A 25,430-nucleotide genomic window follows, 5' to 3' on the forward strand; every position below is an offset into this window, starting at 1 on the left:
AGTGCCGTGTTATAAAGCGTAGTAAAGGAGTTACAACGAAATGATGAAAAATAGCCTATTGTCTTTATTGCTTGCTTTTATAGCGGGCGCAGCGTTAGCTTCAGGCTATTTTTTATTTACTGAGCCTACGTCTTCACAACCTCTAACAGGTTTGGAGCACATTCAATCAACCTCTAAAGTACCAAGACAAACCGTTGAAGTTGCACAAATTACGACTTTATCAGCAACTAAAACTGCAAAGCCTCAGGTCGATATGCAAAAGAATACTGATACTGCAGCGTCTAATGAACAATTAGAGCAACAAGTTAAAGAGCTCAAACAAGCGCTCGCAGTGCAGCAAGCTGCGGTAAAGCGTTATCAAAAACAGCTGCAAGCCCCTTCTGATTTTGAGCAAGTATTGCTAGATAAATTTGCCGAGCAAGCACGAGATGAAGACTGGGCTTATCGCACAGAAGCCGCTTTGCAAGATTTTTTATTAACCGCCGATTTAACCGTTACACCAGAGCTCGTTAGCGCTGAGTGTAAAACATCAGTGTGTAAGTTTGAATTAGCAGCGCCTGAGGGTGAAGAGGAGTTTGATCACACTCAATGGCGAGAACTAAATGATAAACTGGTAAAACAAGCGTTTTGGCAACAATTTAAAACCAGCACTTCTACATCTAGTGATACGGATTTTAAATTGTTGCTCAGCACAGAGCAGTAATTATTTGGCCTGAGACTCAATGCTGCCATCAGCAAGTTCAGTAATTAGCATATCACCCGATTTCACATCCGCGACTGACTTTATTACCTTGCCTTGCTGCGATTTAGTAATGCTATAACCGCGCGCGAGTACATTCAGTGGGCTGACTGAATCTAATCGGCCTGCTTGCATAGCAAGGTTGTTTTTAGCGCTACCAAGACGTTGCTGTATAGCTTGTTGTAATCGCGCTTGTAGCTGTTGCAATTGATGGTTCGCTTGCGCTAGCTTTCTGTCTGGGGAGCGCTGTAACAAACGTGGCTTTAAATTAGCTAATCGGCGCTCTTGCTGATAAAGACGCTGATGTATAGCATTTTGTAATGCAAGGCTGAGCTCATCTAAGCGTTGTGCCTGCTGAGTTAACTGGTTTCGCGGGTGGCAAAGTGTGAGTTTGTGCTCAAGCTGCACAGCAAGCCTTCGTTTATCGGCCACTTGATGTTTAAACGCGTTAACTAGTCGGTTAAGCATTTGCTGAACTTGGTTTGTTAATTCTGCGCTGTTTGGGCTTACTAGCTCGGCTGCAGCACTGGGGGTTGCAGCACGTATATCGGCAACATAATCACTGATTGTGGTGTCTATCTCATGACCGACAGCACTGATAATTGGCAATCTACTTTCAAAGATAGCGTGAGCGAGTTGCTCGTGATTAAAGCACCATAAATCTTCCAATGAGCCGCCGCCACGGCCAAGTATAAGTACATCGACTTCATTACGAATATTGGCCAAGGTTATTTTATCAATCAATTGTAAGTGAGCGTCTTTACCTTGCACCATAGCAGGATAAATGATCACCTCAAGTTGTGGTGCGCGGCGTTTGAGTACCGTTAAAATATCTTTGATTGCAGCCCCAGTAGCAGATGTTACTACTCCCACGCGATGCACAACACTGGGTAAAGGCTTTTTATGCATTGAGCTAAATAAACCTTGTGCCGCAAGGCGCATTTTTAGTTCATCAAACTCTTGTTTTAATTGGCCTTCACCCGCAGCTTCCATATGCTCTACAATTAGCTGATAGTCGCCACGGGGTTCGTATAATGATACTCGTGCTCGCACAGTAACTTGTGCGCCATTTTCAGGGCGATAGCGTTGTCCACGATTATTGCCACGCCACATCGCGGCTTTTACTTGAGCACGGTCATCTTTTAAAGTGAAATACCAGTGACCTGATGCGGGAGTTATAAAATTTGAGATTTCACCGGTTAAAATTAACGATGCAAACCCTTGCTCAAGCACAGTTCTTATTTCTCGATTTAGCCTAGATACGGTATAAATCGTTTGCTGCTTTGAAGTTATGGCCATAAAACGACTCTTAAAAACGCTGATGAGGGTATTTTATCATAAATATTTGCTAAATCTTATTTACTCATGCCGATAACGCTGATAAAATTTGGCCGCAATTCCTTATACAAGATCCACATGTGAGAAGTTGCCAAAATGCTTAGAATTGCTAAAGAAGCTCTTACCTTTGATGACGTACTTTTAGTACCAGGTCATTCTACTGTTTTGCCACACACGGCAAATATTTCAACTCGCTTAACGCGTGGTATCAATCTTAACTTGCCGCTAGTTTCAGCATCTATGGATACTGTAACAGAAGCTCGCTTAGCGATTGCGCTAGCGCAAGAGGGCGGTTTAGGTTTTATCCACAAAAACATGACGATTGAAGAACAAGCTAAAAACGTACGTAAAGTTAAAACGTACGAAGCAGGCATTGTTTCTTACCCTGTTACTGTTACTGCGGATTTAACGATTGCGGACGCAGTTGCTCTTTCTGAAGAAAAAGGTTTTTCAGGTTTTCCGGTAACGGATGCTGATAATGGCCTTGTTGGTATTGTTACCAGCCGTGATATGCGTTTCGAAACCAAGCTTGAGCAACCAGTTTCAACAGTTATGACTAAAAAAGACAAGCTTGTTACCGTTAAAGAAGGCGCGGCACGCGAAGAAATTTTAGGCTTAATGCACGAACACCGTATCGAAAAAATTCTTGTTGTTGATGATGCCTTTAAACTTAAAGGTATGATTACAGTTAAAGATTACCAAAAAGCACAAGATAAGCCTCACGCATGTAAAGACGAGCAAGGCCGTTTACGTGTCGGTGCTGCTGTTGGTGTTGGTGCAGGGACTGATGAGCGTATTGCTGCATTAGTTGAAGCGGGTGTTGATGTATTACTGATTGATACTTCACACGGCCACTCTCAAGGTGTTATTGACCGCGTAGCGGCAACTCGCCAAGCATTCCCTGATTTACAAATTGTTGCGGGTAACGTAGCAACAGCTGAAGGTGCAATTGCCCTTGCTGATGCTGGTGTTGATGCGGTTAAAGTTGGTATCGGCCCAGGCTCAATCTGTACGACACGTATCGTAACAGGTTGTGGTGTACCACAAATTACGGCTATTTCTGATGCTGTTGAAGGCCTTAAAGGTCGCGACATTCCAGTTATTGCCGATGGCGGTATTCGTTTCTCAGGTGATATCGTAAAAGCATTAGTTGCTGGTGCATCTTGTGTCATGGTTGGCTCTATGCTTGCGGGTACTGAAGAAGCGCCTGGTGAAGTTGAACTTTACCAAGGTCGTTACTACAAATCATACCGTGGTATGGGCAGCTTAGGTGCAATGGACCAAAAAGAAGGTTCATCAGACCGTTACTTCCAAAAATCAAACCAAGCTGACAAGCTAGTTCCTGAAGGGATTGAAGGTCGAGTGGCTTATAAAGGGCCAATCGCGACTATCATCCACCAACAAGTGGGCGGCCTGCGCAGTGCAATGGGCTTAACGGGTTGTGCAACCATTGATGAGCTAAATACTAAGCCACAGTTTGTACGTGTTACTTCAGCAGGTATGGGTGAATCACACGTTCATGACGTGCAAATCACTAAAGAAGCGCCTAACTATCGCTTAGGCTAATAGCCATAAGATATTGAAATTACTGGGCCAGCATTTGCTGGCCCTTATTTATAGTCATTCAGGTTACCTGAATGCCAGTTCTTGACTAACGAGACCCTCAATGAGCAAAGACATTCACGATTCACGAATTCTTATTTTAGACTTTGGTTCGCAATACACGCAATTGATCGCCCGCCGTGTGCGAGAAATTGGTGTTTACTGTGAACTGTGGGCATGGGATGTAACGGAAGAGCAAATCCGTGAATTCAACCCACAAGGTATCATTCTTTCTGGTGGCCCTGAGTCAACAACCCTAGAAAACAGCCCGCGTGCCCCTGAGTACGTATTTAATGCTGGTGTGCCAGTGTTAGGTATTTGCTACGGTATGCAAACAATGGCAACGCAACTTGGTGGTCGTGTACACAGCTCTGACAAGAAAGAGTTTGGCTACGCCCAAGTTGAAAAAGTAGGTGATTGTGCATTATTTGATGCCATTGAAGATCATATTACTGATGGTGGCAACGGCGTACTAGATGTATGGATGAGCCATGGTGATAAAGTAATGGAAATTCCGGATACTTTCACCACCACAGCTAAAACATCTACCTGCCCACATGCAGCAATGTCTAACGAAGAAAAGCGTTTTTACGGTGTACAATTTCACCCAGAAGTAACACACACACATCAAGGCCAACGTTTATTAGAACGTTTTGCAATTGATATTTGTGGCTGTGAAAAACTGTGGACTCCAGCAAAAATCATTGATGACGCTATTGAGCGTATCAAAGAAACTGTTGGCGATGACGAAGTTATCTTAGGCTTGTCAGGCGGTGTAGATTCATCGGTTGTGGCTATGCTTATTCATCGTGCTATTGGCGATAAGTTAACTTGTGTGTTTGTTGATAATGGCTTACTTCGTTTAAACGAAGGTCAGCAAGTTATGGACATGTTTGGCAATAAGTTTGGCTTAAACATTATTAAAGTAGATGCTGAAGAGCTCTTTTTAGCTGACCTTGCTGGAAAATCAGATCCAGAAGAGAAGCGTAAAGCGATTGGTCATACATTTATAAAAGTGTTTGATGAAGAGTCTAAAAAGCTGAAAAATGCGAAATGGTTAGGTCAAGGTACTATCTACCCAGACGTCATTGAATCGGCAGCTTCTGCTACAGGTAAAGCACATGTGATTAAATCTCACCATAATGTGGGTGGCTTACCTGATGATATGGCGATGGGCTTAGTAGAGCCATTACGTGAATTATTTAAAGATGAAGTACGTAAAATTGGTTTAGAGCTAGGTTTACCGTACGACATGCTTTACCGCCACCCGTTCCCGGGGCCAGGTTTAGGTGTACGTGTACTTGGTGAGATCAAAAAAGAGTACTGTGATTTACTACGCCGTGCTGATGCTATCTTCATTGAAGAGCTACATAAAGCTGAGCTTTACCACAAAGTAAGCCAAGCATTTACTGTATTCTTACCGGTTAAATCGGTAGGTGTGATGGGCGATGCACGTAAATACGACTGGGTTGTAAGTCTACGTTGCGTTGAAACTATCGACTTTATGACCGCGCGTTGGTCACATTTACCGTATGAGTTCTTAGGTGTGGTTTCAAACCGTATTATCAATGAAATCGACGGTATCTCACGCGTTGTTTACGATATTTCAGGTAAACCACCGGCTACGATTGAGTGGGAATAAACTTTTAAAAGGTTTTTGTAACTGATTGCAAAACGGCGGATTAGCATGCTAATTCGCCGTTTTGTTTATTTAAAAAGCAATCAAACCAAAAAAGTAATTTTTTTCTTTACCTTTAGCGAAAGGTCTCTATAATTCGTCGTCATTGCAGGGGCGTAGTTCCAATTGGTAGAACAGCGGTCTCCAAAACCGACGGTTGGGAGTTCGAATCTCTCCGCCCCTGCCATTTCTTCTTTACATCGTTTTTATTACTTCTTATATTGTTCCAGTGTTTAAATCTACTGAGTTGTTATGCATCCACGTCACGCAGCTATTTTTGGTATAGAAAACCTCGAACTGAATCAGCATTTTCGTGATGAAACTGCGCAATATAATAGTGCGGATACTCACCTAGAACAATCAGCCGAAAAAAGCCCAGCCGCAGAGTCGAAAAGTAACATACTTGAACTTAACGCTGTGTTGTTGGCCGATCTAAATCGAGCCGTTTCGCCACACACGATTAATCATGTGATCCAAACAGAAGCTATAAACTGGCTTAACGACACGTTGAGCTTACCTTCAGCACAGCTTAAACCTGAACATAAACGTGCGCTGTGGGCGCTGATGAGCGATAAACTTGATAACCTTTAAAGCTGTTACGGAATCTTCAATTGACGCGTTGATGAGCATTGAGAGCGCCTGTCACAGTCACCCATGGACAGTTAAAACCATGCAATCTTGCTTAGCAGGGCGTTATTTTAATTTAGCTGCATTTGACGATGAGCGCATGGTGGGGTTTTACATAGGTGAAAAAGCCGGCCCTGATTTTACGTTAATGGATATTTGCGTTGCACCAGATTGTCAAGGGCAGGGAATTGCAAAGCAATTGCTGGCTGAGTTTATTGCTTATTCCAAGCAGCATAATGCTGAAAACTTATTTTTAGAAGTACGCGAAACCAATGTCCGCGCAATTAAATTGTATGAGCTTGCTGGCTTTAGTGAAATGTCGGTACGCAAAAATTACTACCCAAGTGATGACCCCAATAAAAATGGCTTTGAAGATGCTATTTTGATGGGGATGACTTTACTATTTGCTTAATGGTGTTGGCTTTGGGTGTATTTTATTGCCTCAATTAAGCTCAAGGCTAAGTAATCTCGGCGGTTTTTATCGCTTGTACGGCCACGTAAGTTATCTTCAAGCGCCGCCGCGGCTAGGTGAATGTTAGTAAAACCAAAGCATCCTGCGCTACCTTTTAAATTATGGGCCAGTGCTCTTAATTCTTCCCACTCACCAGCATGATATAACTCGTTCACTTGTGCTAAATACTCAGGTAATTTGGAACGGTAGTTTTCGTTTATCTGTTGGAACTTCTCACTATTGAGGAGTGAATCCCACTTATTTTGGCTGTCTTTTTCAATATGTAGGTACCTGACTAATACATTTTCTAAAGCATCTTTATCAATAGGCTTAGCTAAGGCCTCGTTACAGCCTGCACTTAGGTAGGTGTCGACATCATGTTTCATGACATTGGCAGTCAGCGCGATGATCGGGCCATCGTAAGCGGCATGGCGTAGCATTTGTGTTGCCTCTAAACCACCCATAACCGGCATTTGCATATCCATAATGATAACTTGATAATCGTTCACTAAGGCCATTTCTACCGCCTCTGCGCCGTTATTAGCTATGTCAGGCTCAAGCCCCCATGTTTGTAGCAGTAGGGTAATTAAAACTTGGTTGTCAGGGTTGTCTTCAGCAACCAAAATATTGGCATCAAAGCTATTAGCCGCAAACGATAGCTGGGCGTCTTTTTCTGGTGTTAATTGGCTCAGCTCTGTTAGCATAAGCGTTGGTTCATCACTGACAGCCTCTAAGTTACAGGCTATTTTTACCCTAAAACAACTACCTTCGCCAGGGGCGCTTTTTACATATACATCGCCGCCCAGTAACTGGGCTAAGTTTTTGGAAATACACAGCCCAAGCCCAGTACCACCAAAGCGGCGAGTTGTTGTTGTATCTGCTTGTTCGAACGGCTTAAATACTCGCTCAATTTCGTGTTCCGACATGCCGATACCGCTGTCTTGGATGGCAAACTCAATGAGTTGCGATTCAGCATCAAAAGTTATATCTAAGGTGATCAAACCTTGCTCGGTAAATTTAACGGCGTTACTAGCAATATTGATGAGAATTTGTTTTAACCGTGTCGCATCTGAGTTGATGATTTTAGGTAAGGGTAAATGAAAGTTGATATCACATTTTAGATTTTTCTCTTGTGTGAGCGGGCGAATTATTGAGTCTATATCATGCACAAGTTGAACGATATCAAGCGGCTCTTTTTCTACAGCTAACTTTTCAGCTTCGATTTTCGATAAATCTAAAATATTATTGATAAGCTCAAGTAAGTGTTTTGAATTACGTAAAATAGTGGTGAGATGAAGCTCATCGCTTTGCGCTTTTTTACTCTGTATTAATTGTTCGGTAAAGCCCATGATAGCAGTGAGTGGGGTGCGAATTTCATGGCTCATATTTGCTAAAAAACGGCTTTTTAACTGATTTGCTTGTTCAGCCTGAGCAATAGCACATTCGAGCTGGCTGTTCATGGTTTCGAGTGCTTTTGTCCGACTTTCTACTTTATCTTCAAGGTGATGCTTATATTCTTCTAGTTCATCTTGGTAGTGCCGTATTTGGTTCACCATGTGATTAAAGTCATTAAATAAAACACCGACTTCATCATTATTATGGGCGGGTAAATATACCGATAAATCACCATCGCCAACGCGATGACTTGCCGCACCTAAAAGCTCTATAGGGTTTAATAATAAGTTACGCACGACAATAAAAATCAGCATCGGCAGAGTGATCACTGAAATAATCACAATTAAAGCGGTGATCAAACTAATTGCTTTGCCTGATTGATACAACAGGGCTTTGGGGATCGTAGAGACATAATAATAGCCGCCGCTCATCTGCACGGCATATATCATCCGCTCTATCTTGTCTATGCTAGATAGCTCGATGGTTGAGAGCTTGCCTAAATCAGCCAAGTTGTGAATTTGTTTAAGCTCATACTCACTAATGTATTGGCCTCGTTTATCGTAATCTGAGCTAAATAAAATTTTACCGTCTTCGGTTAACAATAGGTTTAACGTATTGTTATAAGGGGACTCTAAAATACTGGTATTTAAAATCGATGGCTCTACGTGCAATATAATAAAGCCTAACTGCTGTGGGCGCTTTAAATAGTAATCAGCGCTATAAATTCGCTGTATGAAATAAAGACTGGTGGTGCCATCACTCTTTTGCACCATAAATTGTTGTTGCCGTAAATTACTTTGCAATACTCGGGAAAAGAAAGGGTATTGAGTAGGTGCCGTATTTAAATTACTCGAATAGTAAGCATCACTTTTGCCAGTCGGGGAGACTAAGTTGACACTAATAATATCAGGGTAAGCTTCTGAGTAACTGGCAAATACATCCATGAGAGCCCCTAAGCGACGGGTGTAATTACCACTGTCGCGTAAGTCGTCTGCTAAAAAGTCACTTAATACCGGTGAGGTTGATAAAAGCTTGGTTGTTGAATGAAATGAATCAATGTAATTAAATACTTTTTGTTGTTGTTGCTCTACAAAACGACTAACAATTAGCTCTGCTTGTTTTTGTGTAGAGCTTGTTACATTGGTAAGCGTAAAACCACCTAAAAATAATAGCGGTAAAATCACCAACGGAGTGATATACCATAATAATCTTATACTTAGCTTACTGGTTTTCATTTTTTAGGCAGGATCCCTTGCAGTCTTTTGATCATTGTTATGATTATTTGCAAACTCGTATTAATCAGCTTCTTACTATAATACACACAGAGGCGACTAGAAGTCACTTTTGTCACAGGTTAGTTTTAAAAAGTTAAGCAAATAAGTTACAAGTAGAAGGCTTTGATATTGAATAGACTGCAGGTTCTTAGATAAGTGGAGTGCGGCACTTCAGACGAGTGCCGATATTAAATTTATTGGCAGGTTGTTAGTCAGTTAGACTTACCGTGCATTGATTAGGTGTTATCACCCACAGAAAAGCTGCCTTTACCACTCCAATTATTGTCGACTGCGAAACTTGCCGTAAAGGGTGACTGATAACTACCAATTGTAGGAGGCGGGAAAGACACAATAGCTTGGCCTGTTAGCGCACCTACTTTAGTGACATTATTATAACCTGTTGCATGCATATGGCCTGTTGCACTTGATGTAAATTGTGGCGTATGTTATGTACCTTCTTGGATACTGCCATTTGCACGACCATTGAGTGCCCCTGTCTTTGCATCTATTTGCTCGTTGCTCTCGCTATAGCAGCTTTTTATTTATTTGGGTATGATCTGCGCAACTTTGATTATCAGTTGCTATTTATGAACACGTTAAGTGCCAAAGAAAATATTCAAACTATTGTGAAGGCGATTAAAGCCGAAGAAGCGAGGCTTCGTCAAAAGCACCCGCTGTTAGCCCATCAAAACACTTTAGGTATGGCGATTCTTTTACTCTCACTTGCAGCGTTAATAGGTGTAGGCACACTTTATTACTTTGCTATTATTCCCGCTTGGTTATGTATTGTATTAGCGGCCATTGCGACTTCAATTTCACATGAGCTAGAACACGACCTTATTCATAAACAATATTTTAGTAATCAGCGTTTTTTACATAACTTTATGATGCTCACCGTGTGGTTGATGCGACCGAACACCATTAGCCCATGGTATCGCCGCAAGATGCATTTACATCATCATAAAACCTCGGGTACCGAACAAGACCTTGAAGAACGTTTAGTCGGTAACGGTATTAAAAACCCATTTTTACGCGCATTAGTGATTGTTGATGGTTTGCTTGGTTTACTTATTAACACAAAGCGTTTTAGTAAAGAAATTAAAGGCTTTAGCTTTTTTAAAGTGTTTAATGCCGGGTTCCCAGTAACTACTGCGTACTTTGCAATTTTATACAGCATTATTGTATTTCATTTAGTGAACTTATTTATGCCGCTTGAAGCTAACTCACCGGTTTTACTGTTAGATGTAATGACGGTGTTTGAGTTTTTAATGGTGGTGTTAATTGTGCCTAATATTGTGCGCTCAAGCTCACTTAACTTTGTAACGTCATCAATGCATTACTATGGTGGCGTTAATAATATGATGGAGCAAACGCATGTTTTATCGAGTCGCTTGTTTGCACCGTTTAACTTGTTTTGTTTTAACTTTGGCCATACCCATACAATCCATCACTTTGTGCCAAATCAGCCATTTTATTTACGCCAAATGATCAGCAAAAAAGTGCTTGAGGTAATGAAAAAACACGGTGTTCGCTTCAATGATTTTGCTAGCATCAAACAAGCAAATCGCTATCAAGCTTCTTAATATCAAGATATAAATTACTAATTGACCTCAGGTTAAGTTAAGGTTTTAAAGTCGTTATCTAATTCAATATTTAGGTAACGACTATGAACCTTAATCAAATCACCCTTCCTGTAATTAATATCGAAAAAGCCAATCACTTTTATCTTACTCTAGGCTTTACCCAAATCGTTAAAAGCCCTCACTATTCACGTTTCGAATGCGCTAATAAAGCCACGTTTTCATTAGTACTTGCTGATCATGCTGTAACTAATAGTGCCGTTATCTACTTTGAATGTGATGATTTAAACCAGTGGGTAAAATCTCTAAAAGCCAAAGGTATTAAATTCGATACTAAAATTGTTGAGCAGCGTTATTTATGGCAAGAAGTAAAACTGAAAGATCCATCAGGAAATATGATCAAATTGTATTGGGCGGGAGAAAACCGCTTAAACCCGCCATGGCGAGTAGATATACGCGCTGAACTAGAGTGAGCTAAATCGACAATACGCGCGTATAAAAAAGTTTTGGGTGATTAATGCAGTTTAATGATAGTGATACATCACGAATTATTGAAATGGCGTGGGAGGACCGCACGCCATTTGAGGCCATAGAACATCTTTATGGATTAAATTACTCCCAGCTAGTTAACTTTATGCGAAGTAATGTATCTGTAGGCTCATTTAAAGTTTGGCGTAAACGCCATACAGGACGAATAACAAAACATCTCAAATTACGTGATCCTGCCGTTGGGCGAAGTCACTGTAAGACGCAATATAAAAATCGTTAATCCGGTCTAATTTATTTGTTGCTAAAATTCAGTATTACTGTGTTTTTTGCAATTTTTAACGTAGAGTTTTATACATTAAAAAATAAATTATTTTAAGGATTATTATGCAGATCACCGGGCGTTGTCATTGTGGGGAAGTAACTTACACTGCTGAAGTAGATGAAAATAAAGTGATTAACTGTCATTGTACAGATTGCCAAGTTATTGCCAGTGCACCATTTCGTACTGTAGTGATGTCACATCCAAATGCGATTACTTTCACGGCTGCAACACCTAAAGAGTATATAAAAACGGCTGAAAGCGGCAATAAACGTGCACAGGGTTTTTGTGGTAACTGTGGTACGTCGTTGTATGCAACATCTGTAGGTGAAGGCGATAAAGTATATGGTTTGCGCATCGGGGCTGTTGAGCAACGTGAACAGCTTATCCCTAAAGCGCAAATATGGTGTCGTTCAAGTCCTGCTTGGCTTAAAGAACTAAATACAATTACGGGTTTTGATACAGTTCCACCGAGTAAATAATTGAAAGAAAAATAGCCATACTGCTGTCTACTAAAATGAGGTTATAGTTTAGGAGGCAGCTAATGTGTGGTTCAGTAAAATCTAATCGTGCGGCAAATAAGTCGCAATGCAAATTCGATAATGATTTGAGCGTTGAACAACGCTTGCGCTTCAGCGCTAAAGCAAATTTAGCGCAAGCTCGGCTTGCAGAGCGGGAAAGGTGCGCAACAAGCTTGGCTGCTCAGCATAAAGCACAGCAAGCTGAAAAGCGCACATTTTTTAAATGGCTTAAGCGTCTTGTTTTAAAGTAATGTTGCGCCCACCTAGGTAACCAAATAAAGCACAACCTAAACTAGCGATAGCACAAAGCCATAATGTAGGCGCCCAGCTATTAAATTGGGTATGTAGTGCACCTGCTAACATAGGCCCTGTTGCTGCGATTAAATAACCAATACACTGGGCCATAGCAGAAAGCGATGCTGCTTGACGGCTATTGTGAGTACGTAAGCTAACAAACGATAAACCTAGGATAAAACAAGCACCTGAGCAAAAACCTAAGGTAATTGACCAAAACAATGCTAATTCAGGCATAAATAACAAACCAAATGAACACAGTGCGCCAATTAGGGCTAGTGAGCTGGTTAAAACTCGTTGATCTTTTAATCGCGCCAATAACGGGATCAATACAATACCAGGCACCGCCGATGCCGCCTGAAACGCCCCTTGCATAGCGCCAGCTTTAACGGGCGACACGCCACCTTCAATTAAAATACTGGGTAACCATGCCACCATAATATAAGTAAAAAATGAATTAAGCCCAAGTAACAGGGTAATTTGCCATGCGAGAGATTGCTTCCATACATTAGCTTGTACGGGAGGAGGAGATAACTCTTTCGCAGGCATGGTGTGATATTTAAGTTGCGGCAACCAAAGAACAATACTGAGTAAAGTAAATAAACCATAACTTGCAAGGGCTAGCTGCCAGCCCATATCGTGCCATTCACTAAGTGGCAGCACGATAGCAGAGTAAGCGCCGCCAAAAATAGCCATCGCTAATACATAGGCCGAAGTCATAACAGCGACTTTGTGCGGGAAATCGCGCTTTATTAAGCTCGGTAGTAGTACGTTACCTATGGCAATACCCACACCAATAACAGCGGTGCCTAAATACAATAAAGGTACGCTAGGGATTAATCGAGAAGCCAGTCCCGTGCCAATGAGCAACAAAGCAATAAAAAGGGTAATTTCGAGCCCGAGCTTTTTAGCAAGTAAGTTAGCCAATGGTGAGGCTAGAGCAAAAGCCAATAAAGGTAAGGTCGTCAACATGCCCGCTTGAGAAGGAGATAAGCTAAATGATGCAATAATGCTCTCGAGTACAGGAGCGATACCGGTCACGGGCGCACGTAAATTAACAGCAATAAAGAAAACGCCGAGAATAAGGATAATAGAAGAGAAAGCAGTCCGCTTAGTTGGGGTTGAATACAAAACTTACATCACAAGGTGGCTGTTAGGTACGCAGATTATACCTGAACAAGCGTGACCTTTATATTAAATTGACTGCTCATCAATCTTTAATTTTGAATAACTTATTCTTAACAATTAATGGTTTCCATAGCTAATTGAAAATAATTAACCCCACCTTTTCAAGTCATTCGTTTATAGCCTTATGAACGGCAATTAGAAACACGAATACAAAAAAGCAGAGTCAAACGCAATAAGTTATGCGGCAGTACAGCAAGAGGTGATGTATTCAGTGGCGGACTGACTCAAGCTAGGTAACTACCAAGCGTAACTTGCTGAGAACATAATATTACGTGGTCTCCCTGGAAAGTAACGGTCGCCGGTAAAGCTGGTGTAATCGGCGCGCTCGGCATAAGCGGCATCAAGGAGGTTATTAATGCGAGCTGTTACCTTCAGTTGTTCATTGATTTGCCAAGCGCCACGTAAGTTAATTAAATCATGTCCTGCATAGCTGTGGAGGTTTTCAGGATCGGTAAAGTAGTCGCTTACATGGTGCCATTCAAGCGCAACTATTGTGGCATCTGTTGCTTGGAAGTTAATTTGCACATTGGCAATGTTACGCGGTGCGGTGTCGACATCATTGCCGATAATATTTACCCCCGATAATATTTGAGCATAGCTATATGTGTGTTCTGCGTGGCTTGCTGCAAGTGCTAATTGCAGTGACTCGGTGAGCTGGTAATCTAGTTCTAGTTCAACGCCTCGGTGCTTAGTTTGCCCGTCATTAACGGTAAAAAAGTCACTATCGCGAAAGATCACGTTTTCTTTGTTCATTGCATAAGCACTGAGCACATAGTGTAATTGTTGGTATTGCCCTTTAAAGCCAAACTCTAAATTATCGGCAGTTTCAGATTCCAGATCTGCCACTTGCTGCTCGCGTTGTAATTGGTATAACTCCGCTGCTTGCGGTGCACGGTAGCCTTTGGATAAGTTTGCATATAGATAATTATTAGTACTTAATTGATAGCTAAGGCCTAGTTTCGGTGAAGTATTAGTAAATTTGTTTTCGCCACTTGGAGGGCGTGAGTAGCGACACCCGCCAAATCCGCATTCATTGCCATTCTCGTCAGTGCGACCTGCCAACATATTATTGGTGTAGTCGTAATTGAGTTGTTCAAACCGGGCGCCAAGGCTGATACTAAGTGCTTGCCATTGCCAATCTAAACTAACAAAAGGAGCAAGTAAGGTGCTGCTAACATCGTAATCGTAATGCTTACCTTGTGGCACTGTGGCGATTAAAAAGTCAGATCCTTGTGTTGGTTGGTCTTGATATTGCAAAAAGTCAGCGCGGGTGTATTCGCTGTCTAGGCCTAAATTTAAGGTAAAAGTGTTTGAGTATGCATGTTGCCAAAGTGATTGTATGCCAACACCATTTTGGCTATTTTCTTCAAGTGGTGTGCCCGGTAAGAAATGCTTGAAAAAGGTCATGCTTTGACTGCGTACATAGGGCGTAATAGTCAGACTATCTTGCTCTTTTTGCCATTGGGTCTTTGACCATAACCTAAATGAACGTGCCTCTCTGAATGCATCTGGGTCAAAGTTTTGCTGGGCAATTTCGTCATCTTTATAGCTTTCAAAGCCTTCGATAAAGCCTGCAGTTTGTTGATCAAGATTGGTATAGCTAAGCCCCGTTGTTATTGATAGTTCGTTGTTGCTATAGCGGTGGCGTAGGTTTAGCTTTTCTTGGTCGACACTTTCATCATCACGGTAGCCGGTATCACGGGTTACACTGGCATTTATTCCAATACCTTGATTGCCTAAATCTTTCCCACTGCGTAATTTTAAGCGACTATACCCATAAGAACCTAAATCAAGCCCAACTAAATGCTCATCATAGGTGGTGTCTGGGGTGATCACATTGATAACGCCATGTACTGCATTTGAACCATAGAGTGCAGAACCAGGACCTTTTAAAACCTCAACACGCTCGGCCATTTCTGTATGGGCTTCAAATAGTTCATTTATATTGCAAAAGCCAGCCGCACGCAGTGGAATGCCATCTTCTGCGGTTAAAATTCCACCGCAAGCACCTGCACCGGAAAGCACTGGTGAGCGCAGTGCGGGTAAATATTCTTGGCCGTTCCCGTGTTGAACATTGGCACCCGCAATATGTTTTAAAACTTGTTCTATATGAGTTGGGGCTATTAAATCTAGCTGGGCTTGGCTAATACTGCTGATCACTAAAGGGAGTGGATCTGCACTAACTTCAGCCCGCGAGGCCGTAGTCGTAATGCGTTCAATATCGTTTTTTTCGCTCGCGGTACTTAATGTTGAAGTAAGTAAAGCTGTGGTGACAATAAATAAACGCATTGTTTTCCTTGAAAATTATGTTTAACCGTAAAATACCAACTCTAATAGTAACTAGCAATTACAATAAGGTGAACGTATCAGTAATTAGGCTTTGTTTTATAAACACCTCATCATGGCTGACTAATATATAGCTACCGATAAAGCGGGCGAGCTCTTGCGCCAGTAGTTGTTTGTTATCGAGATCTAAATGGTTGTCGGGTTCGTCCAATAAGAGTAAATATTGCCCCGCATTTTGCGCGGCAATAAGCATGGCGAGTTGCATTTTCTCGCCGCCACTTAATTGCTGTATTTCACGGTGAATATTGTCGCCTTTAAAGCCAATAGCAGCTAATGAGTATCGCACTTGCTGTGAGTCAAGTTCAGGGCAGTAATGTTCCACGGCTTCTTTTAGGCTATGATTCGTTGCTAGCAGCGAGCAGTGTTGATCAATATACAGTACCTTACTATTTAATTGAATTGCCGTTGCTGCGGGTGACTTAGTTGTTTCACTGATCATTCTCAGTAGCGTTGATTTACCCGAGCCATTAGACCCTGCAATATGTAGTTTATCACCACTGTTAATTTGTAAGGTCACAGGGTGTTTACTACAACCATAGGGTAAGCAAAGTTTATCAATAAACAGTAAGCGTTTATTACTGCTGGGTTGGCTGAATTTTAACTTGCGCTCAATACTGTTTGGTCGTTGCTGTTTTAGCAGTTGCTGCTTTTTGGCTAACTCATCAAGTTTTGCTGAGGCTAAACGCTGATTCGCCCCTTTACTCGCTTGCGCACTGTTTTTTTAAAATCTAACATGACTTTAGGTTGGCTGGCATTGCGGCGTTGTTGAGAGCCTTGTGCGGCTCGTTGTTGTGCTTTCTCATGGTTAATTTGAGTTTGATGTTGGTGCTTTTTTTGCTCTTTTGCTAAGTGGTTTATTTGTTTGGTAAGGGCGGTTTGTTGCAGAGATTTTTGCTGGCAAAAATGCTGGTAGTTACCGGTTTCGTAATGGGTGCCAAGGTTGTTTAGCTCAATGATAGCACTGCAATGATTTAGCAACTGACGATCATGGCTAACAATAACGACTAGCCCTTTAAACGCATGTAATTGCTTTATTAACCATTGTTTTGCTGTTTGGTCTAAATGGTTGCTTGGCTCATCTAAAACCAGTAAGTCAGGCTGTGCTTGTAGGGCACAATAAAGTGTTAAGCAACGTTGTTGGCCTGGGCTCAAATGATTTATTGGAGTAGTCAGTGGTGCTTCAATACCGAAGGTTAACAGCTGTTGTTGATAGTTTTGCTCACATAGCCAATCGTCACCTACCAGCGCAAAATCAGCCTCAGCAATACTCCCTTGGCTAATACGTGCAAGGGCTGCCAACTTTTTATCTATTCCTAACAGTTGGTCAATGGTATTTGAAGAGCCTTGCAAGTTGTGATCACTTAACTGCTGTTGCGTCACGACTAACCGCGTGCCGCTAAACTCAACATGTCCCGTACTAGGCTGTTGTTGGTTAACCAAAAGACTCACCAATATTGATTTTCCGCTGCCATTCGCGCCGATAATCGCGGTGATTTTTTCGTGGATTGAAAAGTTAAGCTGTTTAAATTGTACATAACCATCAGGGTGTTGATAGCTTAAATTGTGGACGTGTAATTTATGCATAATGCCTCTGGAGTCAGCAGGGCATGGCGCGCAAAAATGGTAAATAAGGTAATCTGATAGCTAGAACTATGACGAATTTTGCGCCCACTAACCCTGTAAATTCAAATAAATAAAACGAATTTCAACAGGTGTTAGTTATTCATTAATGCGCAAACTCCATTAGGTAAGTGGTGCTATTTTAAACAAACCTCAAAGTGTTTGTCACTTACTTTTTATTTAGCCATTTTTCCATGGCGATATCATATGCTTGGGTTATTTTAGTTTTTGGGCAATCTTGGCTACCGGTTAAGTAGCTATCGGGCAAATCATTTTTAGGCAACGAGCCTCCACCAATAAATACTTTTTTAAAGCATTTATCACCATTACGATAGGTGGTGAATTGCATGTTTTGCTGCTCAACTTTTAAAATAGGTTGCCCAGGTTTGGCGTGTTCTTTAGGTACCGTTATTCTGTTGGAGGTTGTCGTAGCCGCTGAAGCGACTTCTGATGTTGAATATGTACTTTGATACTGTTGCTTAATACTTTTTAATCCTTTATTGAGATCTATCTTTTTGAACTCGTGAGTCTTACTTTTGGCTGTTTCAATGGGGGGCTGAGTGCTGTTATTTACTTTAGTGTCTACTGACTTTTTAGAGACTGGCGCAGCTGCCTTGGTGGGCAGGAGGTTATCTGTTTTAACTGGGTTTTCTGTTTGTGTTGATGCTGAGTGAATTTTACTTGGCAAACTGACAACATATGCTTTCATCGCAGGGGAGGCGACTGGGTGTAATAAAGGCGTTTCACGGTTCATTAACACGGCAAAAATGACAGCGTGAATAAACAATGAAATTATCAGCGGCCAACACCATTTTGCCATAGTAGACGTTCCTTAAAAGATGATTTTATATGACCCTATTATCACTAAAAAGTGCCCGAAAAATATTGAGTGAATACTTACTATCCTTACATTCTTTACATTTCAGTTAACTTTTGATTCAGCTTAACTCGCTAAGCTTAAGAGAAGTTAAACCACTGAGGTAAAAATTATGAAAAAAGTAATCGCACTTTCTGTGATGGTATTCGGGTTGTTAATGTTGCCCCTTGAGAGCAAAGCTAGCAACAAACATGATAAAGATAGGTATGAACATAAATATGATAAAAAGCATCACCACAAACAACATAAAAAAGCTAAACAACGACACAAATCTAACGATACCTTTTATAAGTTGCCTTCTGGGTTATATAAAAAAGTAAGTTATTCTCGTCCTTCAGTTTCGGCAAAACGTAAAAGCTACCGTCGAGGAGATAAGCTAGACATAGAAGTGTACAACCGTGGCAGGCTTTTAAAACGCGACAAACGCAAAGGAGTTGTTGTATTGGAGATAGATAAACGAATTTACCACCTTATGAGAGATACACGCGAAATACTGTCGATTATAGTACGGTAAATGTTATTTAAGCTGATAAGTGGAAGATTTCATTGCTGATTCATCTGTAGTTGCTATGCTGGAAGTGTTTGCTTTTAATTTACAAAACAACAAGGATTGATGTGTGTTTATTCTATTAACTGTAATAACTGTTGTATTACTTATAGCGAGTATATTACCCCTTTCATATAGTCAGCATTATGCCGTTAGAGGCGGCGACTTTATCCGCTTACAGGTTTTTTATGGTGCTATTATTGTGCTGGTGTGCGCGTGTATTGTTGCGATAATTAATAATCAAGCACCGACAATCTTTTTAGTCACCCTAGGGCTGAATATCTTAGTGATACTGATGCAGGGCTGGTGGATTTTTCCATATACTTGGCTTAGTAAAAAAGAGGTTAAAAGCAGCGACAAAAATGCAGCGCATAGTGTGCGAATTATGAGTGCGAATGTCTTGATGTCTAATCATAACAGCAAAGACTTAATTGCACTGGTTAAACAATATGAGCCAGATCTTTTGGTCACTTTAGAAAGTGACGATTGGTGGCAAGAGCAATTAACGGCACTGCACGATGATTACCCTTACCGTATTGCATGCCCAAAGGATAACCGCTATGGCATGCACATTTTTAGCAAATATAAAATTATTCAACATAAGGTGTGCGAATTGGTGTCGGCAGATATCCCATCGATCCACATTTTATTTGAAAATGCCGATGGTCTAATTATGCAAGGTCATTTTATTCACCCTGAGCCTCCGAGTCCTACTGAAAAAGATACTTCTCGCACGCGTGATAGTGAGCTCATAATGGTCGCTAAAGCAGTGAAAGACCCAATAAGACCCGTAATAGTGGCTGGAGATTTAAATGATGTTGCATGGTCGCGTACTACACAATTATTTATGAAACTCAGTGGCTTTTTAGACCCACGTAAAGGTAGAGGCTTTTTTAATACTTTTCATGCCGATTACTTCTTTATGCGTTGGCCGTTAGATCATTTGTTTCACAGTACTGGTTTTACCGTAAAGCGTATTAAGCGATTAGCTAAGTATGGCTCAGATCATTTTGCCTTATTAACAGAGTTGGTATATCAAAATGCAGATCAACAATCTGAGTTAGATAAAGATGAAAATACATTAGAGGTTGCTGAAAAGCTAAAAATGGACGAAGTTGATAAGCACCAAGTGCCGACCTTTAAAAGTAACAAGGGCCATTAACGGCCCTTGCGGCTATTTACAACATTAGCTGTTAATCATAATGGTTTTGATATTCACAAATTCACGAATGCCGAAACCACCATGTTCGCGGCCATAACCACTGTCTTTTACACCACCAAAGGGTAAATTAGGCTGGGCTAAGCCATAACCATTGATATTGACCATACCGGTATCAAAATGCATTTTCGCCAGTTCAATGGCTTTCTTTTCATCTTTAGAGAAAATGCCACCGCCTAAGCCATAGCGAGAGTCATTCGCTATGCGCATAGCATCTTCGTTGTCTTTGGCTTTTATCAGTGAAGCCACAGGGCCAAATAGTTCATCATCATACGCTGGCATGCCAGGTGATAGATTTTCAATTAGTGTTGCAGGGTAAAAGAAACCTGTTTGCTCAGGAATTTCACCACCAATAACAACATTGGCGCCAGCATCCACAGACTCTTGTACTTGCTGATGAATTTTTTCTCTTAAGTCTTCTCGCGCCATCGGGCCAAGGTCCGTATTGTCATCCATGGGATCGCCAAGCTTTAACGCTTTAAATTGCTCAGTGATGCCCGCTTTAAATTCATCATACAAGGAGTCGACCACTATATAGCGTTTGGCCGACACACATGTTTGGCCGTTGTTTATCATGCGTCCTTGTACACACGTTTTAATCGCAAGCTCTAAATCAGCATCCGCTAAAACCATGTATGCATCGTTGCTGCCAAGCTCTAATACAGTTTTCTTCACATGTTTACCGGCTTCTTCTGCCACCTTTTTACCTGTGCCATCGCTGCCTGTAAATGTGACCCCGCGAATGGCTTTGTGGCTTATAAGCTCGCTGGCGGTTTTACCATCAATCAGTAAGTTTTTAAACACATAGTTTGGGAAGCCAGCTTCAATAAACATAGCTTCTATTTTTTCAGCCATACCAAACACATTGCCGGCATGTTTTAGAACTGCAGTATTGCCTGCCATCACATTGGTCACGGCATAACGAATAACTTGATAAAGCGGGAAGTTCCAAGGTTGAATGCCCAGCAATACACCGGTTGGCTGGTAGCTAATCAGTGCACGACCATTTTGCATTGACCGCTCTTCATCGGCTAGTTGTGTTTGTCCGTGTTCGGCGCTGTAGCGGCAAATTGCTGCACATAATTCGACTTCTTGTAAGCCTTGTTGATAAAGTTTACCCATCTCTTGCGTCATTAACTCTGCAAGGGATTTCTTTTGCAGCTCAAATACATGGGCGAGTTGATTCAAGTGTTTTGCGCGCTCAGTCAATGAGGTATGACGCCACTGTAAAAAAGCCTCATGACTTTTATCTACTTCATCTTGTGCTTGTTCTAAACTAAGCAAGGTATAATCAGTAATAGTTTGCTCAGTCGCTGGGTTGATAGTTGTTACTGTGTTGCTCATTTTTATCTCCTTACAAATAATAGTAGATAAGGAGTGTGCAAAGCTAACACCAACTCACAGTTAATGAGGGTTTTGTTTTTAACTGTATGTTTATTATGTGGTTTTTTGTTTTGTTATATTCAGCTATGGGGCTGTTTTTCTAACAAGGACAGTTTATATCAGTAAAAAATTCAGGTCGCTGAAAAAGTTACATGAGTTTATAGTGCGTTTACTGGCTAGTATCGAAAAGCCTTCAGTGTGCGTGTTACTAAAGCTGTTTAGCAATTTCTTTTAATAAATAGGTTTCTCTAACGATAGATAGCCCTTGTTTGTCACTATTAGCCATTGTGCGTTCATTATGAGCAATAGCTTCATGTATGTTTACCCATTTAGCTTGCATACCATTTTGTTGCTCATAATGCTCTAATTGAGCTTGACCGAGCTGTTCGTCAATATCGCAAAAATAGCAATACGATTTAATATGAATAACAGCAAAGTTATCTTTATACCAAGGGCGGTATTCTTCATATAGGCCAAACTCACCGGTTACTTTGATGTTCTGCGCACCGCTTTCTTCTTGTAATTCACGAATTAAACCCTGTTCAATGCTTTCATCTTCATCGACCCCACCGCCAGGTAAACTGTAGTCTTGATAACGCGCTGTATACATTAGTAAAATATTATCACCCTTAAGGGCAATGGCGCGACTGGTTAAGCGTGTGAACTGATTTGGGTTAGTAGGAGTTACACTTGGATGAACATAAGTTTTGAGATGGCGCATAAAGGTCCTAAAAATTTATTTAATAAAATTATACGCTAAAGTGATCTAAATTAATTTGATACTCGTAAATTTTCAGTTAAGAATCGATTTAGCATAATAAATTGGTACCTAACATGTTAGGCTGGTGGATAATAAAAAGCATAGGGATAAATCATGTTAAACATACTTTTAGTCGACGATGACAGCGAGTTTAGTGAAGTAGTCTGTCATATTGTTGAGTTTTTAGGCCACAACATAGATACAGCAGCTAATTTAGCTGAAGCTCAAGAGTGGTTTGTTAACAACACTTTTGACCATGTGTTTTTAGATTTTATGTTGCCTGATGGCAGTGGCTTGCATTTAGTAGATCATTTAGAAAGTATTGGGCAAACACCGAAAATTACATTAATTTCAGGGCACCCATCGGTAAAAGGCAAATTAGCCGAGATGTGCGCGCCTAATGTCGGCCATTTAGTTAAGCCATTACAACGTGAAGACATTGAGCGGGTTTTAAACCCTAAAAAAAATACTGAAAAGAAAAAATCAAAACCAAGTGTTAATAAGCATTTTGGCACCTTGATTGGTGAATCACCGGTAATGCAACAGCTGTATACCATGATTGAGCGGGTCGCAAGCACCAACGCTAACGTGATGCTAATGGGTGAAAGTGGTGCTGGTAAAGAAGTGGTTGCCCAAGCTATTCATAATGCAAGTCAATGTGCTGGTCCATTAGTTGCGACTAACTGTGGTGCATTATCAAAAGAGTTAATTGGCAGCGAATTATTTGGTCATGAAAAAGGCGCTTTTACCGGCGCAATCGCGCGCAAAGAAGGGGTATTTGAGCAAGCCGCTACAGGCACTTTGTTTCTAGATGAAGTAACTGAAATGCCGATTGATATGCAGCCTAATTTATTACGCGTGCTTGAAAGCAAAAAAGTAACCCGCGTTGGTGGTAACAAAGAACTACCTGTTGACTGTAGAGTTATCTCAGCAACAAACCGTTCGCTGACTGACTTAGCACAAAATAATATTATTCGTGAAGATATTTACTTTCGTCTTGCTGTTTTTCCAATCGATATCCCTGCATTACGTGATCGTAAAGAAGACATCCCATTGTTAGCTAAAGCATTTTTAGAGCAGCTGAACGATGAAAATGGCACCGATTTTAAATGGCAAACCAGCCAATTAAAAGAACTCGAAAGTTATGATTGGCCAGGGAATGTCCGTGAGCTTCGCCATGCTATTCACCGCGCTTTTATTATGAGTGATCCAAAGGGTAAAAGTATTACCTTACCGCCAAACTTAGAGTCACCTTTTTCTCGAGTCAATAAGCAAACTCAAGCTAATCAAGTGAGTGCTGGGCAAACGATTGAAGAAGTTGAGAAAGAGCTGATCCACGCTACGTTAGACAAAGTGCAAGGCAATAAAACGCTAGCTGCACAAATGCTCGGGATCAGTACAAAAACCTTGTATAACCGTTTAAATGCCTATGGTGGCATCGGTGAATATAGTTAAAAAATCTGGGAGATTCATGAGTAATAACGAAACATTAAGAACGCTGGTTCATGATGCACGGGCACCTTTGAATCGCATTTCAATGAACGCTGAGCTGATTAAATTAGTACTTGAAAATGACATGCCAAAAGAAAAGGCACTGGCAGCCCTTGATAAAATTATTGCCAACTGTCAGCAGTGTAGCGAGAGCTTACAAGATATTTCAGACTTAAACTCAACTGAGTAAATTTCATGATAAAGGAAAGTAAATGAAGCTACAAAAGCAACAGGGTAAAACTAACATTATTTGGGCAAGTTTTATCGCTGTGGTGCTGTGTATTGTGGTGGGTAACGCTATTTTGGCTGTTAATACAATTCAAAGCTTAACCCAAACTCAGCAACGCTTAGATGATACCGGAATGTTGAATACTGCTATCGAAAAGCTGCACTTGTCAGTGGTGCAAGCTGAGTCGGGGCAGCGGGGTTATTTACTTACTGGTGAAGATGATTATTTAGCGCCATACTATGATGCAATCAAGCAGTTAAATTCACAAGCTGCACTAGTGAGAGGCTTGCGCTCTGAAATTGATGGTCAGCCAGAAAAAGTAGCAACCTTGTTACACTTGGTGGATGACAAAGTCTCGGTATTAAAGCGTACTGCAGAACTTGCATTAGCCGACAAAGAACGTCGTGCTCATTATTTACTTGAAACCCACCAAGGGCGGAATCTTTATCGAGAAATTCGCGTGCTAGCCGATGAGATCCAAGATGCAGAATCAGCCTTTAAGCTCGCTCAATTTAGAAAGCTGGGGCAAATCAAAAAAGAAGCAAAAATTACATTTGCTATTACTGCATTTACCAGTGCTTTACTTATCATAGGCATGTTTGTTCTTACTCGGATCAACCTTCGTGAGTCAGCTAAATACAGAGCCGAACTAGAAGTACAAAATGAAACACTAGCTTCAAAAGTAACTGAGCGTACTCAAGAATTGACTTTATATTCTGAAGAGCTTAGCCGGAGTAACCGGGAGCTTGAAGACTTTGCGTTTGTTGCAAGTCATGACTTGCAAGAGCCGCTGCGTAAAATACAGGCGTTTAGCGATCGTTTAGAAACCATGTTTAAGGATGAACTTGGCGAAAAGGGCATAGATTATATTGCGCGAATGAAAAATGCTGCGCAACGCATGTCTAACTTGATTAATGACTTACTTGAATTTTCTCGAGTGACCACCAGAGGCAAAGACTTTGTTGATACTGACTTAAAAGTCGTGTTAGATGAGATACAGAGTGATTTAGAAATTGCGATACAAGAGTCAAATACTTGTATTCATGTAAGTGACATGCCGGTCATTCAGGCAGATACTAGCCAGATGCATCAGTTATTTTTGAACCTACTCTCAAACGCGATAAAATTTAGACGCGAAAATGTTGCGCCTATTATTCATGTTGATTATGAGCATAGAAAAGAGTTTAGCGACGATCTTAATACTGAAGTCGAGTGGCAAATTATTACAGTAAAAGATAATGGCATTGGTTTTTCCGATGAATACGCAGATAAAATTTTTGTTCCGTTTCAGCGCCTGCATGGGCGTTCACAGTACAAAGGTACAGGTATTGGGTTATCTGTATGCCGACGTATTGTTGAGCGTCATGGCGGAACGATAACGGCACAAAGTCAGGACGGTGAAGGTGCAACTTTCATCATTAAACTACCTGTGGAAGCTGAGCTTTTCACATTGTAAGGAGAGG

Annotated in this window: 25 protein-coding genes and 1 tRNA gene; 16 read left to right on the forward strand and 10 right to left on the reverse strand. The window is 41.1% G+C overall.

The genetic code is table 11. The features are described 5' to 3' along the window. Positions 1–40: 40 nt before the first annotated feature. The gene (locus tag NQT69_RS13625; protein WP_256828229.1) at positions 41–703 is read left to right on the forward strand and encodes a hypothetical protein; all 663 of its coding nucleotides are present in this window, start codon (positions 41–43) and stop codon (positions 701–703) included. Here NQT69_RS13625 and xseA read toward each other — a convergent pair whose 3' ends face one another. After that, the gene (xseA, locus tag NQT69_RS13630; RefSeq protein ID WP_256828230.1) at positions 704–2,038 is read right to left on the reverse strand and encodes an exodeoxyribonuclease VII large subunit; all 1,335 of its coding nucleotides are present in this window, start codon (positions 2,036–2,038) and stop codon (positions 704–706) included. 135 nt (positions 2,039–2,173) lie between these two features. Here xseA and guaB point away from each other — a divergent pair, with 135 nt between their 5' ends. The 5 genes from guaB (at position 2,174) to rimI (ending at position 6,396) form a co-directional block, all read left to right on the forward strand. Then, positions 2,174–3,643, forward strand: a complete 1,470-nt coding sequence (gene guaB, locus NQT69_RS13635; RefSeq protein WP_256828231.1) for an IMP dehydrogenase — start codon at positions 2,174–2,176, stop codon at positions 3,641–3,643. Positions 3,644–3,743: 100 nt separating this feature from the next. Next, the gene (guaA, locus tag NQT69_RS13640; protein WP_256828232.1) at positions 3,744–5,321 is read left to right on the forward strand and encodes a glutamine-hydrolyzing GMP synthase; all 1,578 of its coding nucleotides are present in this window, start codon (positions 3,744–3,746) and stop codon (positions 5,319–5,321) included. A gap of 146 nt (positions 5,322–5,467) precedes the next feature. Continuing rightward, positions 5,468–5,544: transfer RNA gene (locus NQT69_RS13645), tRNA-Trp, on the forward strand. A 65-nt stretch (positions 5,545–5,609) separates the two neighbouring features. Then, positions 5,610–5,948, forward strand: a complete 339-nt coding sequence (locus tag NQT69_RS13650) for a hypothetical protein (RefSeq protein ID WP_256828233.1) — start codon at positions 5,610–5,612, stop codon at positions 5,946–5,948. Beyond that, the gene (gene rimI, locus NQT69_RS13655) at positions 5,935–6,396 is read left to right on the forward strand and encodes a ribosomal protein S18-alanine N-acetyltransferase (protein WP_256828234.1); all 462 of its coding nucleotides are present in this window, start codon (positions 5,935–5,937) and stop codon (positions 6,394–6,396) included. The genes NQT69_RS13650 and rimI overlap by 14 nt, the downstream gene beginning before the upstream one ends. On the opposite strand, the gene NQT69_RS13660 is transcribed toward rimI, so the two are convergent. Together NQT69_RS13660 and NQT69_RS13665 are read right to left on the reverse strand one after the other, a co-directional pair. Next, positions 6,393–9,065 (reverse strand): hybrid sensor histidine kinase/response regulator, encoded by a 2,673-nt coding sequence (locus tag NQT69_RS13660; RefSeq protein WP_256828236.1) that lies wholly within the window; start codon positions 9,063–9,065, stop codon positions 6,393–6,395. The genes rimI and NQT69_RS13660 overlap by 4 nt on opposite strands. Positions 9,066–9,340: 275 nt before the next feature. After that, positions 9,341–9,514 (reverse strand): hypothetical protein, encoded by a 174-nt coding sequence (locus NQT69_RS13665; RefSeq protein WP_256828237.1) that lies wholly within the window; start codon positions 9,512–9,514, stop codon positions 9,341–9,343. Between the two features lie 177 nt (positions 9,515–9,691). Between NQT69_RS13665 and NQT69_RS13670 the strand changes: the two genes are divergently transcribed. The 5 genes from NQT69_RS13670 (at position 9,692) to NQT69_RS13690 (ending at position 12,264) form a co-directional block, all read left to right on the forward strand. Further along, positions 9,692–10,687, forward strand: a complete 996-nt coding sequence (locus tag NQT69_RS13670; protein WP_256828239.1) for a fatty acid desaturase — start codon at positions 9,692–9,694, stop codon at positions 10,685–10,687. A gap of 83 nt (positions 10,688–10,770) precedes the next feature. Beyond that, the gene (locus NQT69_RS13675) at positions 10,771–11,157 is read left to right on the forward strand and encodes a VOC family protein (RefSeq protein ID WP_256828240.1); all 387 of its coding nucleotides are present in this window, start codon (positions 10,771–10,773) and stop codon (positions 11,155–11,157) included. 44 nt (positions 11,158–11,201) lie between these two features. Further along, a complete protein-coding gene (locus NQT69_RS13680) occupies positions 11,202–11,453 on the forward strand; it encodes a TIGR03643 family protein (RefSeq protein ID WP_256828241.1) in 252 nt (83 codons plus the stop codon). Between the two features lie 104 nt (positions 11,454–11,557). After that, entirely contained in the window at positions 11,558–11,974 is a 417-nt protein-coding gene (locus tag NQT69_RS13685) for a GFA family protein (protein ID WP_256828242.1), read from the forward strand. A 62-nt stretch (positions 11,975–12,036) separates the two neighbouring features. Then, positions 12,037–12,264 carry a hypothetical protein gene (locus NQT69_RS13690; RefSeq protein WP_256828243.1) on the forward strand — a complete coding sequence of 76 codons (228 nt, stop codon included), beginning with the start codon at positions 12,037–12,039 and terminating at the stop codon, positions 12,262–12,264. Here the strand turns inward: NQT69_RS13690 and NQT69_RS13695 are convergent. The 5 genes from NQT69_RS13695 to NQT69_RS13715 all read right to left on the reverse strand — a co-directional run bounded on the left by NQT69_RS13695 (position 12,242) and on the right by NQT69_RS13715 (position 18,281). Continuing rightward, positions 12,242–13,438, reverse strand: coding sequence for an MFS transporter (locus tag NQT69_RS13695; RefSeq protein ID WP_256828244.1), 1,197 nt, complete (start codon positions 13,436–13,438; stop codon positions 12,242–12,244). The two genes, NQT69_RS13690 and NQT69_RS13695, sit on opposite strands and share 23 nt — an antisense overlap. A 294-nt stretch (positions 13,439–13,732) precedes the next feature. Beyond that, positions 13,733–15,784 carry a TonB-dependent receptor gene (locus NQT69_RS13700; RefSeq protein WP_256828245.1) on the reverse strand — a complete coding sequence of 684 codons (2,052 nt, stop codon included), beginning with the start codon at positions 15,782–15,784 and terminating at the stop codon, positions 13,733–13,735. Between the two features lie 58 nt (positions 15,785–15,842). After that, the gene (locus tag NQT69_RS13705; protein ID WP_256828246.1) at positions 15,843–16,358 is read right to left on the reverse strand and encodes an ATP-binding cassette domain-containing protein; all 516 of its coding nucleotides are present in this window, start codon (positions 16,356–16,358) and stop codon (positions 15,843–15,845) included. Between the two features lie 161 nt (positions 16,359–16,519). Further along, complete coding sequence (locus tag NQT69_RS13710) at positions 16,520–17,425, reverse strand: ATP-binding cassette domain-containing protein (protein ID WP_256828247.1); 906 nt, start codon at positions 17,423–17,425, stop codon at positions 16,520–16,522. A gap of 205 nt (positions 17,426–17,630) precedes the next feature. Then, on the reverse strand, positions 17,631–18,281 hold the full coding sequence (locus NQT69_RS13715; RefSeq protein WP_256828248.1) for a hypothetical protein: 651 nt from the start codon (positions 18,279–18,281) through the stop codon (positions 17,631–17,633). A gap of 169 nt (positions 18,282–18,450) precedes the next feature. On the opposite strand from NQT69_RS13715, the gene NQT69_RS13720 reads away from it, so the two are divergent. Together NQT69_RS13720 and NQT69_RS13725 are read left to right on the forward strand one after the other, a co-directional pair. After that, a complete protein-coding gene (locus NQT69_RS13720; protein WP_256828249.1) occupies positions 18,451–18,852 on the forward strand; it encodes a hypothetical protein in 402 nt (133 codons plus the stop codon). Positions 18,853–18,955: 103 nt separating this feature from the next. After that, a complete protein-coding gene (locus NQT69_RS13725) occupies positions 18,956–20,047 on the forward strand; it encodes an endonuclease/exonuclease/phosphatase family protein (RefSeq protein WP_256828250.1) in 1,092 nt (363 codons plus the stop codon). Between the two features lie 24 nt (positions 20,048–20,071). Here the strand turns inward: NQT69_RS13725 and NQT69_RS13730 are convergent, their stop codons facing one another. Continuing rightward, positions 20,072–21,448, reverse strand: coding sequence for an NAD-dependent succinate-semialdehyde dehydrogenase (locus tag NQT69_RS13730; RefSeq protein ID WP_256828251.1), 1,377 nt, complete (start codon positions 21,446–21,448; stop codon positions 20,072–20,074). Positions 21,449–21,695: 247 nt separating this feature from the next. Then, positions 21,696–22,208: an NUDIX hydrolase gene (locus tag NQT69_RS13735; protein WP_256828252.1), complete on the reverse strand. Its 513-nt coding sequence runs from the start codon at positions 22,206–22,208 to the stop codon at positions 21,696–21,698. A 153-nt stretch (positions 22,209–22,361) separates the two neighbouring features. Between NQT69_RS13735 and NQT69_RS13740 the strand changes: the two genes are divergently transcribed. Genes NQT69_RS13740 through NQT69_RS13750 form a run of 3 tightly spaced genes read left to right on the forward strand, consistent with a single transcriptional unit; the run spans position 22,362 to position 25,423 of the window. Next, the gene (locus NQT69_RS13740; protein WP_256828253.1) at positions 22,362–23,702 is read left to right on the forward strand and encodes a sigma-54-dependent transcriptional regulator; all 1,341 of its coding nucleotides are present in this window, start codon (positions 22,362–22,364) and stop codon (positions 23,700–23,702) included. A 16-nt stretch (positions 23,703–23,718) separates the two neighbouring features. Then, on the forward strand, positions 23,719–23,928 hold the full coding sequence (locus NQT69_RS13745; protein WP_256828254.1) for a histidine kinase dimerization/phospho-acceptor domain-containing protein: 210 nt from the start codon (positions 23,719–23,721) through the stop codon (positions 23,926–23,928). A 22-nt stretch (positions 23,929–23,950) separates the two neighbouring features. Further along, the gene (locus NQT69_RS13750; protein ID WP_256828255.1) at positions 23,951–25,423 is read left to right on the forward strand and encodes a sensor histidine kinase; all 1,473 of its coding nucleotides are present in this window, start codon (positions 23,951–23,953) and stop codon (positions 25,421–25,423) included. Positions 25,424–25,430 lie beyond the last annotated feature (7 nt).

The sequence above is a fragment of the Pseudoalteromonas shioyasakiensis genome (assembly GCF_024518675.1).
Taxonomy (GTDB): domain Bacteria; phylum Pseudomonadota; class Gammaproteobacteria; order Enterobacterales; family Alteromonadaceae; genus Pseudoalteromonas; species Pseudoalteromonas shioyasakiensis_B.

Bases quoted from the DNA above. Each gene is read 5' to 3' on its own strand.
- NQT69_RS13670 (WP_256828239.1), top strand. From the start codon at position 9,692: ATGAACACGTTAAGTGCCAAAGAAAATATTCAAACTATTGTGAAGGCG.
- NQT69_RS13665 (WP_256828237.1), bottom strand. From the start codon at position 9,514: ATGCATGCAACAGGTTATAATAATGTCACTAAAGTAGGTGCGCTAACA.
- NQT69_RS13715 (WP_256828248.1), bottom strand. From the start codon at position 18,281: ATGGCAAAATGGTGTTGGCCGCTGATAATTTCATTGTTTATTCACGCT.
- NQT69_RS13625 (WP_256828229.1), top strand. From the start codon at position 41: ATGATGAAAAATAGCCTATTGTCTTTATTGCTTGCTTTTATAGCGGGC.
- NQT69_RS13680 (WP_256828241.1), top strand. From the start codon at position 11,202: ATGCAGTTTAATGATAGTGATACATCACGAATTATTGAAATGGCGTGG.
- xseA (WP_256828230.1), bottom strand. From the start codon at position 2,038: ATGGCCATAACTTCAAAGCAGCAAACGATTTATACCGTATCTAGGCTA.
- NQT69_RS13745 (WP_256828254.1), top strand. From the start codon at position 23,719: ATGAGTAATAACGAAACATTAAGAACGCTGGTTCATGATGCACGGGCA.
- NQT69_RS13750 (WP_256828255.1), top strand. From the start codon at position 23,951: ATGAAGCTACAAAAGCAACAGGGTAAAACTAACATTATTTGGGCAAGT.
- guaB (WP_256828231.1), top strand. From the start codon at position 2,174: ATGCTTAGAATTGCTAAAGAAGCTCTTACCTTTGATGACGTACTTTTA.
- NQT69_RS13650 (WP_256828233.1), top strand. From the start codon at position 5,610: ATGCATCCACGTCACGCAGCTATTTTTGGTATAGAAAACCTCGAACTG.
- NQT69_RS13710 (WP_256828247.1), bottom strand. From the start codon at position 17,425: ATGCATAAATTACACGTCCACAATTTAAGCTATCAACACCCTGATGGT.
- NQT69_RS13730 (WP_256828251.1), bottom strand. From the start codon at position 21,448: ATGAGCAACACAGTAACAACTATCAACCCAGCGACTGAGCAAACTATT.
- guaA (WP_256828232.1), top strand. From the start codon at position 3,744: ATGAGCAAAGACATTCACGATTCACGAATTCTTATTTTAGACTTTGGT.
- NQT69_RS13675 (WP_256828240.1), top strand. From the start codon at position 10,771: ATGAACCTTAATCAAATCACCCTTCCTGTAATTAATATCGAAAAAGCC.
- NQT69_RS13660 (WP_256828236.1), bottom strand. From the start codon at position 9,065: ATGAAAACCAGTAAGCTAAGTATAAGATTATTATGGTATATCACTCCG.
- NQT69_RS13690 (WP_256828243.1), top strand. From the start codon at position 12,037: ATGTGTGGTTCAGTAAAATCTAATCGTGCGGCAAATAAGTCGCAATGC.
- NQT69_RS13740 (WP_256828253.1), top strand. From the start codon at position 22,362: ATGTTAAACATACTTTTAGTCGACGATGACAGCGAGTTTAGTGAAGTA.
- NQT69_RS13735 (WP_256828252.1), bottom strand. From the start codon at position 22,208: ATGCGCCATCTCAAAACTTATGTTCATCCAAGTGTAACTCCTACTAAC.
- NQT69_RS13685 (WP_256828242.1), top strand. From the start codon at position 11,558: ATGCAGATCACCGGGCGTTGTCATTGTGGGGAAGTAACTTACACTGCT.
- NQT69_RS13720 (WP_256828249.1), top strand. From the start codon at position 18,451: ATGAAAAAAGTAATCGCACTTTCTGTGATGGTATTCGGGTTGTTAATG.
- NQT69_RS13700 (WP_256828245.1), bottom strand. From the start codon at position 15,784: ATGCGTTTATTTATTGTCACCACAGCTTTACTTACTTCAACATTAAGT.